This is a genomic window from Elusimicrobium minutum Pei191, assembly GCF_000020145.1.
Lineage (GTDB): Bacteria > Elusimicrobiota > Elusimicrobia > Elusimicrobiales > Elusimicrobiaceae > Elusimicrobium > Elusimicrobium minutum.
This window is the reverse complement of the sequence record NC_010644.1, coordinates 386,282-399,142: the sequence shown is the minus strand read 5'-3', so window position 1 is coordinate 399,142 and position 12,861 is coordinate 386,282. Positions and strand designations below refer to the sequence as shown.

Here is a 12,861-nt window from a genome sequence, read left to right as displayed (position 1 = left end):
TTTTACACTCCTATAATTTGAAAAACGTCTTTAAAATTTACAAGTTCATTTGCTTTTATTTTTTTTCTTCGGCATTTGCTAAGCAAATTGCCCGCGGCAAAAACAATGTCCGCCTCAAGCGCGGCCTTATAGTCGGAATTGCCGTCCCCGCAATAAATTGTTTTATAGCCCAACGCCTTATAATGCCTAACGCGCATTGCTTTGAAATCGGCAAGTTTTATTCCCGCAAAAAGAGTAAAGTCCAACTTAATCCCGCCTGAGGTAAATTTACCGTTAGCGCAGTAAAGAGGAAAACCGCTTAGCCCCATTTTTGCCAAAAAAGGTTTAATATAAATATCAACACCGCCGCTTACTATTTCTAAAGGAATATTATTTTCAAAAGCTTTTTTTGCCGTTTCCAAAAGGCCGCCGCGCGGTTTAGCCATTTTTAAAACATAAGACTCAAACTCTTCTTTGCTTGCTTTGATTTTTTTCATGTGGCGGCTCATCCACACTTTGCCGTCCTCATGTTCGGCGGTAGCGAGTTTTTTTATAACACTCGGCTCAACGAAATGTTCTATTATAGAATGCGCCATATCAAAAGTTGTTACGGTCCCGTCAAAATCACTTACCAAGGCGTACATAATTAAGCCCCTTTCTTATAATCTTTTACCGCGTTGCGCATATAAATATTGCTTTCTTTTTCTTTGCCTATAGTAGTGTCCGCCTCGCCATTGTCTCCGTAACCGTGCCCGGAATATACATTTGTGTCTTCCTGTAAAGAGGAAAGTCTGTATAGGCTGTGCCTCATTTTTCTCGGATTCGAATGCGGCAAATCAACACGACCGCAGGCGCCGGGGAACAAAGTGTCGCCCGTAAATAAATTGTTGCCTATTTTAATGCAAACGCTTCCTTCACTATGCCCGGGAGTATGCAAAATTTCCATATCAAAACCGCCTGCCTTTATTTTACTGTCCCCTTCAAAAGGCTGTAAAATATCCCGCGGAAGGCCGCTTAAAACAACATCGTTTTCTTCAATAAAAGCTTTAACGCTAAGCTTTCTTAAAAAAGGTTCAACGTCTTTAACATGGTCAAAATGCCCGTGGGTAAAAAAAACGGCGGCAACCTTAAGACCGTTAAGATTTTTTTCTATCTCGTTCATATCCCAGGAAGGGTCTATAACAACGGCTTCGGACTTTTGTCTAACAATATAGGTGCAGTTGCCCATAGGCCCCAGCACAAGCGTTTTTACTTCCATTTTATTCACCGGATTTTTTATTTTGGGTAACCAGGCGGAACTCAATTTCGCCGGGTTTTGATAAATGATATTTTACGCGGGCAATATCCTCAAGATATTTTTTATCCCCGCTCTCAAGTTTGCCGAGCTGTTTTTCAAGCTCGGCAAATTCTTTATCCAACTCAATATTTCTTTTTCTAAGTTTTGCAAGTTCAATTCTGTTATGTATAAGCCCGTATAAACTGCCGTTAAAAAGCACAAACAACACCATAGCCGCTAAAATAATATGTCTGGGCTTTAACTTCTTTTTAACATTATTTATAAACTTATCCATAATAAAAATTTACTTTTTAAAAACTTTTGTTTTGGCGTACGAGGCCTTTTTGCCAAGTTCCTGCTCAATTTGTAAAAGCCTGTTGTATTTGGCGTTGCGTTCGCTTCTGCAAGGAGCGCCCGTTTTAATCGCGCCCGCGTTAGTTGCGACGGCAAGATCCGCTATAAAAGCGTCTTCCGTTTCACCGGAACGGTGCGATATAACGCAAGCGTAACCCGCTTTATGCGCCATGTTAATGACGTCAATAGTTTCCGATACGGAACCTATTTGGTTAAGCTTAATTAAAATAGCATTGGCCGTTTTCTTTTCAATACCTTCCTCAAGCCTTTCGGGGTTGGTTACAAACAAATCGTCGCCAACCAGCCTGATTTTTTTGCCAAGTTCTTTTGTTATATGCAGCCAGCCGTCCCAGTCATCTTCATGCAAAGGATCTTCGATTGAAACAATAGGGTATTTTTTTACCCAAGAAGAATAAACCTTTGTCATATCTTTGCTGGAAACCTGTTTTTTCTCAAAAGTATATTTGCCGTTTTTGTAAAACTCGCTAGCCGCACAGTCTAAGGCTAATTTAATTTGAGAGTGCCCCGCTTTTTTGCACGCGTCCATAATTGTTTTTAAAACGTCTTCATGTTTTGTGATGTGGGGAGCAAAGCCGCCTTCATCACCTACCGCCGTTACCATACCTTTAGCTTTTAATATGCCTTTAAGCGTGTGGTAAACTTCTGTAGCTTCCCTAAGACCTTCTTTAAAACTTTTGGAAACATTGGGCACAATCATAAATTCCTGCACATCAAGGCCGCTGTCCGCGTGTTTGCCGCCGTTAATAATGTTAAGCATAGGAACGGGAAGAAGATAGTTTTTTTCCTTAATAGCGTAAATTTTTCTTATATAATCGTAAAGCGGCATTTTCTTGTCCGCCGCGCCCGCTCTTAAAACAGCCATGGAAACCGCCAAGATAGCGTTAGCGCCAAATTTGCCTTTGTTGGGGGTGCCGTCTAAAGCTATCATAGTATCATCAATAAGTCTGATATCGGACGCTTCCATCCCGGTTATTTTTTTAGCTATTTTGTTAACGTTGGCTACTGCTTTTAAAACGCCTTTGCCCATATATCTGGCGCCGCCGTCACGTAACTCAACCGCCTCGTGCGAGCCTGTTGAAGCGCCGCTCGGCACAGCCGCACGCCCCATGACGCCGCTTGTTAAAATAACGTCAGCCTCTACCGTGGGAAAGCCTCGTGAATCCAACACTTCTCTTGCGATAACTTGCTTTATCTTTGACATACTGCCCCCTGTATATATATTTTTAAAATACCGACGCTTAAGCGCCGGTATTTTAAATTATTTACTGAAACTTTCTATAATTTTTTTACCTTCGGTAATCAGCTGTGCGGGAAGTTTTTCGTCTTTGCTCTCCGCGTATAATCTTATAAGACGCTCCGTATTTGAAGCCCTTATAGCCAGCCAACTGCCGTCTTTGAGAATAAACTTAAATCCTTCCGTTTGGTCTATACGCCAAACAGACATTTTATTTATTGACAAAGGCGCTCTAATATTAAGGTTTTCCAAAATATTATTAATTTCAAGTTCCGTTTTAGGAACGCTGACCTTTTGGTCATAATATACATTATACTTTTTATAGAACTCTTTAAAAATCTGTATAAGGCTTTTGCCTTCCACAGCAAGCAGTTCAACCATAAGAAGACATATAAACAAACCGTCTTTATCGGGTATATGCCCTTTAACGGATATACCGCCGGATTCCTCGGCTCCTAATATATACTGCCCAGTTACCATAAGTTCGCCAATATATTTAAAACCTACCGGCGTTTCACGCACAAGAAGATTATGCGCTTTTGCTACGGCGTCTATAAGATGTGTGGTAATTACGCTTCTGCAAACGCGTCCGGAAGATTTTTTATTCTTCATTAAATGTTCTAACAGCAAAGGAGCTATTTCATTTGGCGAAATCCATTTGCCGCTGCTGTCAATGATGCCGAATTTATCACAATCCGGGTTGCAGGCTATACCGAGGCTAAGTCTTTTAGAAACTATAAGCTTTGAAAGTTCTTCTAAAGAAACTGGCCCGGCGTTTGGCGTTTTACCCCCAAACAAAGGGTCAACATTCTCATGAATCGCATTAATTTCAACGCCGTTTTTCTCAAGAAAATCCCTAAAATAATAAGTTGCCGTACCGTAAAACGGGTCAATGCCTATTTTAAGTTTTGCTTTTTTAATGGCCTTAACATCTAAAGTTTTTTGAAGATAATTTAAATATTCTTCCCTAAAATTAAAAATGCCTACGGCTGAATTCAAGTAATCATACTCAATAGAGGACATTTTTAAAAGGTTTGAAGAGGCGGCGGGGATTCTTTTTTCAATATCGGCAATAACTTCATTATTAGCTATACCGCCGTAAAAAGGAATCCATTTAACGCCGTTAATATAATAAGGAGCCTCACTGCCCGTAATAACCACCGCGCCTACAGCACCCTGGTCCATAACAGCCCATTCAGCCACAGGCGTAGGCAAAGGATATTGGGCAAATTTCACGGTAATGCCGTTAGCGCTTAAAGCGTTGGCCGCTATTTTAGCAAACTGCTCGGACATAAAACGCGTGTCGTGCCCTACCAAAACCAAAGGTTTTTTGTGTTTAAAGCCTTTTTCAGCACAATAGCGCCTGTAGCCTTCGCCCTCAAAACCATAGTAAGGATGCTCAAAAATGTGGGCACAAATGCCGTATATAAGCCTTTGTACGTTGACGGCGGTAAGGCCTTCGGCGGTTACCGCTCTAAAACCTGCTGTGCTAAATTTAATATCTTCACTCATAGTGCTAGAATTATACATAAAAAAACATACAATTGTAAATTATTAAATAGCCTAACTGTAACGTCGCAAAAATAAAAAGGCAGCGCTTTAAAACAGCGCGGCCTTTTTATAATAATAATTTTTTATTCTATGCCAAGCTCTTTTGTCATTTTCTCAAGAGGTATACCTTTTGTTTCGGGCATAATGAAAATTACCCAAAGCAGCTGCAACACCATAAAGAAAGTATAGACGCCGAATATAACAGCGCCGGATATATTGGCAAATATCGGGAAAGTCCAGCTTATTACGGCAGCCATAATCCAGTGCGTAAAGCTGCCCAAAGCAGAACCCTGCGCGCGTACCTTAGTGGGGAAAATTTCGCTTATAAACACCCAAATTACAGCGCCCTGCCCGAAAGCGTGTGAAGCTATAAAAACAACCAAACTTGCCAAAACCAAAGCCCCTCCCAAAGGAGAAAAGACTGAGCCTTGCGCCGCGAAAATAACCGTAAGCGCACCTAAACTTACTATATACCCCAAAGAACCTGTTAACATAAGCTTTCTGCGGCCAAGTTTATCAATAACAAGTAATGCCGCCATTGTAAATATAAGGTTTGTAAAGCCCACAACAACAGACTGAATTAAGGCCGCGTTAGTGCCCGCGCCGGCCATTTTAAAAATATACGGCGCGTAATAAAGCACGGCGTTAATGCCTGAAAGCTGGTTAAACGCCGCTATGGCAACAGCAAGTAAAATAACTTTTGTGTATTTTGTGGAAAACAATTTTTCGTTTTTGCTTTGACTGTCTGATTTAATGGAATCCACAATTTCTTTTAAAGCCTTTTCGGCATTGTCTTCTGGTCCGGCTAAATATTTTATAATAGAACCTGCTTCCTCAACCCTGCCTTTGGAAGCAAGCCAGCGGGGGCTGAACGGAATCAAATACAAAAGACCAAAGAAAATAATAGAAGGAACCGCCAATATGCCTAACATACAGCGCCATTGCGCGGGGCCAGTAATTACATTACTTATTATAAGGTTAGAGAAAAACGCAAGTAAAATACCAAACACCACGTTAAACTGGGCTAAAGCGACCATACGGCCCCTAAACGAAGCGGGCACTATTTCCGCAATATACATAGGAGCCACAACGCTTGAAGCACCTACAGCTATGCCGCCTAAAAATCTAAACGTTAAAAAAACGCCCCAATTCCACGCCATGGCCGTGCCTAAAGAAGAAAAGAAATATAACAGCGCGATCATTTTAAGAGTGTTTTTCCTGCCGTAAGAGTTTGCGGGATAACCCACAAAAACCGCGCCTAATATGGTGCCTATAAGCGCGATAGCCACAGTAAAACCTAAAGATGAAGGCGTTAAAGAAAAAACTTTTGTCAACGCTTCAGTAGTGCCGGAAATAACCGCTGTGTCAAACCCGAACAAAAGCCCGCCCAAAGCGGCTATAAGAGATACCTTTAATACTTTTCTATTCACTTTTATTCCTCCCCGAATATATTTATAAGAGTTTTTGGCAAACGCACCATAGCTCCTTTTTTGGTGGTTATATACGCGGCTACCTTATTTGAAGCTGCGCCCAAATTTTCAAAATCAACGCCTTTTAAAAAACCATGCGCGAAAGTAGCGCTGAAAGAATCCCCCGCGCCTACGGTATCGGCAAGTTTTTTTACTTTAACCGCCTTGTGGGGATACTCATTATTTTTTGTGATAATGGAACTTCCTTCTTCAGACTTTGTAAGAACAACGATATCAAGTTTGAATTTTTTAAGAAAAGACTTACAAACTTCAAAAACAGTTCCTTTAAAACCGAAAAGTTTTGCCGCGGCGGGCAGCTCTTCCGAACTTATTTTTAAAACCGTGCTTTGCTTTAAAGAACTTTTGATAATCATTTTAGAGTAGTAGTTTTGCCTTATATTAATATCAAATATTTTTACGGCGTTTTTCTTAGCATTTTTTAAAATAGATTCAATTGTTTTTCTTGACTTAGCGCTTCTTTGCGCCAAAGAACCAAAACATATAACATCGGCCTTTTTAGCCAGTTTTTTTAACTCGGGGGTAAATTCTATATTATCCCAAGCCACGTTTTTTACTATGTCATAACGCGGAACGGAGTTTTTATCTAACGTTACGTTTACTATACCGGTAGGACGGCTTTTACATATTTGTACGAATTTTGTGCTGACGCCGTTTTCTTTAAGCTCACGCAAAATTCTTTTTCCATTTGTATCATTGCCAACAGCGGAAACAATGTACGCCTCTGATCCGTACTGAGAACAATACCAGGCAAAGTTGGCGGGGGCTCCACCCATTTTTGCTCCGCCGGGGAAAACGTCTAAAAGAACTTCTCCTACAGATAATATTATTGCCATATAACCTCGGGTTTAGTAGTATATTTCAATTATACAACACAAGCATAGTAATAAAAAAGCCCCGCGTTTTCGCCGGGCTTCGTAAAAAACAAATCTAATTTTGTTTTATCCAAGCAAAAAACTCAGCCACCGTGGCGAACATTTTATAAGGATTTTGCGCCGCCTGAGCGGAGGGATCCGCCTCCCTAAACCAACCCGCAGCCAAAGGCTTTATTCCCGCGGCGCGGGAATCGATAATATCATTAGGTATATCTCCTATATAATAAGTTTCTTCAGGCGCTTGTTTCCACAAATCTAAAATTTCAAGCATGGATTTGGTTTTTATATTTTCAAAAGCGGAGCCTGTTTTTATATAATCAAAATAATCTCTTATTCCTATTTTATTAAGAATTATATCCGTAGTGGTTTTACCTCTTCCGGTTACTAAAGCCATTTTAATTTTATTTTCCTTTAAAAAGTTAAAAACATCTTTCATGCCGGGGAAAATAACGTCTTCCGTTATATTTTTATTAAAAAGCTGTTCGTATTTGGCGTAGCTTTCCCGCCAGTTTGCGCCGCAGTGCGCGCGGAAGGTTGCCTCCTCCGTGCGGCCGAAATGGGCGCGTATTTCCCGCATAGTCACTTCTCCGCCAACACTTTCGCGTAACGCCTCCTTAAGACATTTTATTGCGGGAGCAAAAGTATCGGTAATAGTACCGTCTAAATCAAATATTATAGCTTCATCTTTTTTCATATTTATATTTTATAATTTTAAAAAAATTTTTCCCGCAGTTATAAATCCAACGGCGTTATGATATTTGCTAATATTTATATATTGATGAAAAAACTTTTCTTTTTATTTTTTATATTTACAGCGGGCGTTGTGAACGCTTTTGAACTTGCTCCATACCTTAGGGCAAGCGCGGGACCGTCTCTTGTAAAAATAAAAATAAAGGATGCCTCCGCCGCAAGGGACAATCCAGTTAACTTTAACGCTGCGCTGGGTACAAATATAGGAGCTTTCCGTGCAGAAATAATGGGGTCATATTACACAAGCATAAGCGACCATTTTGTCGTTAACGGCAATAAATACGACCTTGAAACAGACAGCATTGTAATGGGCATGGCAAACACGTTTTTCTCTATAGAAAAAGACACCACACAATATATCGCGGGCGCGGGCGCCGGGGTTACTAACTATAAAGCTAAAATATCAAGTGAAGCAACCGGCTATAATAGAATAAGAAAAAATCCCTCGGATTTCACCTGGGCTCTTTACTTCGGAATATCTACGCCGATAAACGATTATGTTATGGCGGATTTATTTGCCAAATATACCCAGCTAAACGCAAACGATGTTAAAATGAGCAGTTACGGTTTTAATATAGGCCTGCGTTTTAATATCCCCAGAAAGAAAAAAGCAAACGCCCAAATACTTAAATTTTTAGAAGAAACGGCTTACTCCCAGCAGCAAGACATTACTTCTGAAGAAGAACAAGCTCTTTTACAACCTGAACAAAGTTTGCAAACTACGGAAAAAACCGCTGATTTTGAAAGAGAAAACTAATCCTTTTTTATAATTAGCATAGTTTTTAATTATTTTATATTATCTAAAAAAGGAGGAGTAAAATGAAAAAAACAATATTTACAGTATTTTGTCTTATTTTTTTAATATCCTGCGGAAAAAAAGAAGCGCAGCAACCTTCCAAACAATATACCCTTACGGGCGGAGTTACGTTACAACTTCCTGTTAAAGAAGGAACTGTTGAAGAAGAGGATTTTGTTTTTATTGAAGAAACTCAAGAGATAGAAAATAATAATGAAAAAGTGGAAGTTTACCTTTATAAAGCTGAAGGGGACGCGGCCGACGTTCATTATACCTACGCCTACACAAAAGCCGCTGCAGATGTTTTTGACGACGCGAATATCCCCCAACCGACAGGAGGCTATACCAGAACCGAAGACCGTAAGGTTAATGGTAAAAATTGCAGCATTTTTACAAAAAGCACAGAAGACAACAGATATGACCTTCTTTTATGCACAACAAAAAACCAGCAGTGGGTATTACAAATAGACACCAAAAACCCTGTATCTTTTGTACACGGAAATCTTGGGGAAGGCAACAGCGTTACATTCCATGATGACGATGTTACACACCATCACGCGCCAATGAAAGACATTGTTACGCAAATTATAAACAGCGTTGAAATCAAATAATTGCATACGTTTTCAAAAAAAAAGGCCCGCTTAGATTAAGCGGGCCTTTTTATAATATTTTTTAATACTTTTATTATTTAAATAAAAGAAATTCACCCGCTTACGTCTTTTTTTAATCTAGAGAAAAGAATAAAACGTAATACGCGATTATATACATCAAAAAAATTCGCCAAAAGAAGAACTTAACAAAAGCAAAAGCGTAGCAACAAATATTTTAATTAGCGGAAAGCACATTTTTACAACTAATCTTTTTAAATAGACAACCAATCCAAGGGTGCCTTTATATTTACGCAAAACAATTCTAATCATTGGTATAATCATTAATATAAAGAAGTCTATTTTACAAACAAGGAAAGGAAAATAAAAAAAATATTAACACTGGGTTTAGCAGTTTACTATTGTCGGCCTGCGCAACAGTAAAAAATGTATCGGAAGAAACTTCGGATGTTTCTTTTAATTTCAGTAACTCGGGAACAACTGTTTTAACGTTTTGGAAAAAGCTTAATGATGACGGAAGTGTAAAATGACCTTTTGCCGTAGGTATCAGCCAAGCAAAATTATTAATGAACGCCCCTTTCCCGAAAGCCTCGGTAACAACAGTTAAGCTTGACCCGGGATATTATTTTTTAGACTCTTTTCAGGTAAATATGGGAAGCCAGTTTTTTGTCTCACAAAAAGGCCATTATACTTCTAGAAACGGTTGGGATAAAAACGCCAACGCCCCTAAATTTTTGGCTTTTACGGTAAAACCTGGAGAAACGTTAGTATTACCCTCGGTTGAAGTTATACCCAATACGGATAAAACCTCTGCCCAAACAGCCGTTTTAAAATATGATGACCCAAAAGGTATTTTTGTATTAGGCACGCTTGTAGACAAAAATTAATAATAAATTTATAGTATAAAAAATACGTTATAGTGATAAAATAGGTAATAAGTTCTTTTATAATAAAAAAGGCTTTCCAAATACGGAAAGCCTTTTTAAATGGCGCCCCCTAGGAGAATCGAACTCCTCTTTTCGGATTGAAAATCCGACGTCCTAACCGATAGACGAAGGGGGCTTAAATTTTGTTATGTTTTTTTAAACTGTTTTTAAGTTTTTATTACCTGCCGGACAAATATTATTAGCAAAAAAAGAAAAACACCGCAGCCAAACAAAAACAAAAAACTTAAAAAAGTGCGCCCGGTGAGACTTGAACTCACGGCCCCCCGCTTAAAAGGCGGATGCTCTACCACTGAGCTACGGGCGCATAAAACAAAAAATTTGCGTCAAAAAAACAACCGGGGATAAATTCAGGTTTATCCCTGACATAAATATTTTACCAAAAACTTTTTTATGTGTCCACTTTTTTTAAAACAGACCGTTCGGTAAATCTATTTTATTAAGTATATTATACCCTTTATTTTTTATAAAAACAAGAATTTAGTTTATTCCTAAAGAAATTCATTGCAAATGCCTATATATTTTTATATGTTTTATATATGTATGAAAATCAAATAAAGGCCCTTATTAATTTAATATCGGCAGAACCGGTGGAAAGCGCGGATTTTTTAAAGGCCGAGCTTGCAAGCGTAATTAAAAATAAACCGGCCGTTTTTAAAACGGTTCTTGAAGCAGAATTTAAAAATAACACGCCCGCTTTCGTGCACACTTTAATTGAAGAAGTGGCCTTTGACAGGCTGCGTGACAGCTTTTTAACTTTTTCAAATAAAATTAACCCTGATTTAGAAGAAGGGCTTGAACTTATTTCCAAATTTGAAAACCCTGTTTTAGACACAAAAACTTTTAATCAAAAAATAGATGCTGTCGCCGCGCGCTTTCACCCCATGACTTTAAACTGCGCAGACAGCCTAGACGTAGCGCAGGCTATGCAAATTTTCTTTTTTAACACGCTGGGCATTAAACCGGTTTCGGTAAACTTACGCCCGCAGCATATGTCTTTTGACAAAATGTTTGAGTCCCGTTCAGCGGCAGGCATAATGATTTGCTGTTTATATGCGGTAACAGGCCAGCGTTTGGGGCTTGATATAACAGTTGTTGATTTCGCGGGCAGGCTGCTTGTGCAGTTTAACGAACCGTCTTTTAACGAGCCTTTTTACGTTGACCCTTTTGACGGAGGGAAAGTTTTAACCCTGCGAGAATGCATGGAATACATTGTTTCACGCTCAATTACCTGGGATAATAAATATTTAGAACCGCTTACATCACATCTTATTATAAGAAGATGTCTTGCTAATTTAATTTTTATACATAAAAAATTCAAAGATGAGAGAAGGCTTGCGTATTTACGCGATTTTATGACCTTACTTGATATATAGGAGAAAAAAATGTCTATTCACTACATATGGCTTATAGCAGGCCTTTTGTTTATTATAGGGGAAATGTTTACGCTTGATTTTTCTTTAGCTTGTATAGGCACCGCGCTTTTGGTTACGGCGCTTCCCGCTTATTTCGGCGCTTCGTTTTTAATACAGGCGGTATTTTTTGCGGTAATAGCTATAATACTTTTCTTAACGGTAAGGCCTATAGCGCTTAAATATTTACATAAAAACCAATCCGTAAAAACCAATGTTGACGCTTTAATAGGTAAACAGGCCCACGTAACGGAAGAAATTAACGCTGAAAAGAAAACGGGCCGCGTTAAAATAGACGGAGATGTTTGGCAGGCCGTGTCGGACTCCGTTATTGCCTTAGACGCCGATGTTACGGTTGAAAAAATTGAAGGCATAATTTTAACGGTTAAAAAAATCTAAACCCAACGCCTATAATATTTATTATTTTCATAATAATTATCGTAATTCTCTTTATCACAAAGGATTTTATTTCGGTAAATGGAAATGAAAGCGGAACGTGAACGAAGAGAAAAGATTTTACGGCAGGAACCATTATAGAGAATTTGAATAAAACATTTAATTAATAAAAAGGAGGAGTAAAATGGGACTTTTAATATTGGCTCTTATTTTAATCGCTTTTGGCGTGATGTTGCTTTCCAAAGGTATTAGAATTATACAACAAGCCGAAGTAATGGTTATTGAAAGACTTGGTAAGTATCATGCCACATTAACATCGGGCATTAACTTTATTGTGCCGTTTTTTGATAATCCGAGAAGAATTGACTGGAAACGCTCGGCCGAGATAGGCGGAAGGCAGGTTTCTTATACAGAAATGCTTGAGCGCATAGACATGCGTGAAACTGTGTATGATTTCCCCCGTCAAAGCGTTATTACAAGAGATAACGTCAGCATTGAAATTAACGCGCTTATTTATTTCCAGGTGACAGATCCTTTAAGAGTTGTCTATGAAATTACAAGCTTGCCTGTAGCTATCGAAAAACTTACGCAGACAACGCTTCGTAACGTTATCGGCGAACTTGATTTGGACCAAACTTTAACCTCACGTGAAACAATTAACTCCAAACTGCGCCATATTTTGGACGACGCCTCCAACAAATGGGGTGTTAAAGTTAACCGCGTTGAGTTGCAAGATATTATTCCCCCCAGGGAAATTAAAGAAGCTATGGAAAAGCAAATGAGGGCCGAACGCGACAAACGCGCCGCCATCTTAGAAGCGGAAGGTTTAAAACAAGCGCAGATCTTAAAGGCGGAAGGTTTTAAAGAAGCCGAAATTAAGAGAGCCGAAGGTTCCCGCCAGGCCTTAATCTTAGAAGCGGACGGCCAAGCGCAGGCTAAAATAAGAGTTGCGGAAGCCGAAGCCACCGCTGTTAAAACTATCAGCGACACGGTTGCCCAGTATTCCAACCCGGCTAACTACTTAATAAGCCTTAAATATATTGAAGCCTTAACAACAATGACCGAAGGCAAAGACAATAAACTCGTTTATATGCCTTTTGAAGCCACAGGCGTTTTAGGCGCGGTAGGCGCGGTAAGGGACCTTATATCGGGAAATGGTAAAAAATAAATAATTGCAG

14 protein-coding genes and 2 tRNA genes are annotated in these 12,861 nt (G+C 39.2%); 6 read left to right on the top strand and 10 right to left on the bottom strand.

Annotated features, from left to right (window positions below; all coding sequences use genetic code 11):
• Nucleotides 1-2: 2 nt before the first annotated feature.
• The 8 genes from EMIN_RS01915 to EMIN_RS01880 all read right to left on the bottom strand — a co-directional run bounded on the left by EMIN_RS01915 (nt 3) and on the right by EMIN_RS01880 (nt 7,471).
• Nucleotides 3-623 (bottom strand): HAD-IB family phosphatase, encoded by a 621-nt coding sequence (locus EMIN_RS01915; protein WP_012414545.1) that lies wholly within the window; start codon nt 621-623, stop codon nt 3-5.
• Nucleotides 624-625: 2 nt separating this feature from the next.
• On the bottom strand, nt 626-1,237 hold the full coding sequence (locus EMIN_RS01910) for an MBL fold metallo-hydrolase (protein WP_012414544.1): 612 nt from the start codon (nt 1,235-1,237) through the stop codon (nt 626-628).
• A 1-nt stretch (nt 1,238) separates the two neighbouring features.
• Complete coding sequence (locus EMIN_RS01905; RefSeq protein WP_012414543.1) at nt 1,239-1,550, bottom strand: FtsB family cell division protein; 312 nt, start codon at nt 1,548-1,550, stop codon at nt 1,239-1,241.
• Nucleotides 1,551-1,559: 9 nt separating this feature from the next.
• The gene (gene eno, locus EMIN_RS01900) at nt 1,560-2,831 is read right to left on the bottom strand and encodes a phosphopyruvate hydratase (RefSeq protein ID WP_012414542.1); all 1,272 of its coding nucleotides are present in this window, start codon (nt 2,829-2,831) and stop codon (nt 1,560-1,562) included.
• Nucleotides 2,832-2,888: 57 nt separating this feature from the next.
• On the bottom strand, nt 2,889-4,376 hold the full coding sequence (locus EMIN_RS01895) for a phosphohexomutase domain-containing protein (protein WP_187146166.1): 1,488 nt from the start codon (nt 4,374-4,376) through the stop codon (nt 2,889-2,891).
• 122 nt (nt 4,377-4,498) lie between these two features.
• Nucleotides 4,499-5,845 carry a sugar porter family MFS transporter gene (locus EMIN_RS01890; protein WP_012414540.1) on the bottom strand — a complete coding sequence of 449 codons (1,347 nt, stop codon included), beginning with the start codon at nt 5,843-5,845 and terminating at the stop codon, nt 4,499-4,501.
• A gap of 2 nt (nt 5,846-5,847) precedes the next feature.
• Nucleotides 5,848-6,738, bottom strand: a complete 891-nt coding sequence (locus EMIN_RS01885; protein ID WP_012414539.1) for a carbohydrate kinase family protein — start codon at nt 6,736-6,738, stop codon at nt 5,848-5,850.
• A 94-nt stretch (nt 6,739-6,832) separates the two neighbouring features.
• A complete protein-coding gene (locus EMIN_RS01880; protein WP_012414538.1) occupies nt 6,833-7,471 on the bottom strand; it encodes an HAD family hydrolase in 639 nt (212 codons plus the stop codon).
• A 129-nt stretch (nt 7,472-7,600) separates the two neighbouring features.
• On the opposite strand from EMIN_RS01880, the gene EMIN_RS01875 reads away from it, so the two are divergent.
• The 3 genes from EMIN_RS01875 (at nt 7,601) to EMIN_RS01865 (ending at nt 9,818) form a co-directional block, all read left to right on the top strand.
• Nucleotides 7,601-8,284 carry an outer membrane protein gene (locus tag EMIN_RS01875; RefSeq protein ID WP_238523719.1) on the top strand — a complete coding sequence of 228 codons (684 nt, stop codon included), beginning with the start codon at nt 7,601-7,603 and terminating at the stop codon, nt 8,282-8,284.
• Between the two features lie 62 nt (nt 8,285-8,346).
• Nucleotides 8,347-8,934, top strand: a complete 588-nt coding sequence (locus EMIN_RS01870) for a hypothetical protein (RefSeq protein ID WP_012414536.1) — start codon at nt 8,347-8,349, stop codon at nt 8,932-8,934.
• A 563-nt stretch (nt 8,935-9,497) separates the two neighbouring features.
• Nucleotides 9,498-9,818, top strand: a complete 321-nt coding sequence (locus tag EMIN_RS01865; RefSeq protein ID WP_052545808.1) for a hypothetical protein — start codon at nt 9,498-9,500, stop codon at nt 9,816-9,818.
• Nucleotides 9,819-9,918: 100 nt separating this feature from the next.
• Here EMIN_RS01865 and EMIN_RS01860 read toward each other — a convergent pair.
• Nucleotides 9,919-9,993 (bottom strand) — tRNA-Glu (locus tag EMIN_RS01860).
• 117 nt (nt 9,994-10,110) lie between these two features.
• Nucleotides 10,111-10,182: transfer RNA gene (locus EMIN_RS01855), tRNA-Lys, on the bottom strand.
• Between the two features lie 232 nt (nt 10,183-10,414).
• Here EMIN_RS01855 and EMIN_RS01850 point away from each other — a divergent pair.
• The 3 genes from EMIN_RS01850 to EMIN_RS01840 all read left to right on the top strand — a co-directional run bounded on the left by EMIN_RS01850 (nt 10,415) and on the right by EMIN_RS01840 (nt 12,851).
• Complete coding sequence (locus EMIN_RS01850; RefSeq protein ID WP_012414535.1) at nt 10,415-11,251, top strand: transglutaminase-like domain-containing protein; 837 nt, start codon at nt 10,415-10,417, stop codon at nt 11,249-11,251.
• Nucleotides 11,252-11,260: 9 nt separating this feature from the next.
• Nucleotides 11,261-11,686: an NfeD family protein gene (locus EMIN_RS01845; protein WP_012414534.1), complete on the top strand. Its 426-nt coding sequence runs from the start codon at nt 11,261-11,263 to the stop codon at nt 11,684-11,686.
• A 181-nt stretch (nt 11,687-11,867) separates the two neighbouring features.
• On the top strand, nt 11,868-12,851 hold the full coding sequence (locus tag EMIN_RS01840; RefSeq protein WP_012414533.1) for an SPFH domain-containing protein: 984 nt from the start codon (nt 11,868-11,870) through the stop codon (nt 12,849-12,851).
• Nucleotides 12,852-12,861: the final 10 nt, after the last annotated feature.

Coding starts and splice junctions, on each gene's coding strand:
- EMIN_RS01915 (WP_012414545.1), bottom strand. CDS start 623: ATGTACGCCTTGGTAAGTGATTTTGACGGGACCGTAACAACTTTTGAT.
- EMIN_RS01910 (WP_012414544.1), bottom strand. CDS start 1,237: ATGGAAGTAAAAACGCTTGTGCTGGGGCCTATGGGCAACTGCACCTAT.
- EMIN_RS01905 (WP_012414543.1), bottom strand. CDS start 1,550: ATGGATAAGTTTATAAATAATGTTAAAAAGAAGTTAAAGCCCAGACAT.
- eno (WP_012414542.1), bottom strand. CDS start 2,831: ATGTCAAAGATAAAGCAAGTTATCGCAAGAGAAGTGTTGGATTCACGA.
- EMIN_RS01895 (WP_187146166.1), bottom strand. CDS start 4,376: ATGAGTGAAGATATTAAATTTAGCACAGCAGGTTTTAGAGCGGTAACC.
- EMIN_RS01885 (WP_012414539.1), bottom strand. CDS start 6,738: ATGGCAATAATATTATCTGTAGGAGAAGTTCTTTTAGACGTTTTCCCC.
- EMIN_RS01880 (WP_012414538.1), bottom strand. CDS start 7,471: ATGAAAAAAGATGAAGCTATAATATTTGATTTAGACGGTACTATTACC.
- EMIN_RS01870 (WP_012414536.1), top strand. CDS start 8,347: ATGAAAAAAACAATATTTACAGTATTTTGTCTTATTTTTTTAATATCC.
- EMIN_RS01865 (WP_052545808.1), top strand. CDS start 9,498: ATGAACGCCCCTTTCCCGAAAGCCTCGGTAACAACAGTTAAGCTTGAC.
- EMIN_RS01850 (WP_012414535.1), top strand. CDS start 10,415: ATGTATGAAAATCAAATAAAGGCCCTTATTAATTTAATATCGGCAGAA.
- EMIN_RS01845 (WP_012414534.1), top strand. CDS start 11,261: ATGTCTATTCACTACATATGGCTTATAGCAGGCCTTTTGTTTATTATA.
- EMIN_RS01840 (WP_012414533.1), top strand. CDS start 11,868: ATGGGACTTTTAATATTGGCTCTTATTTTAATCGCTTTTGGCGTGATG.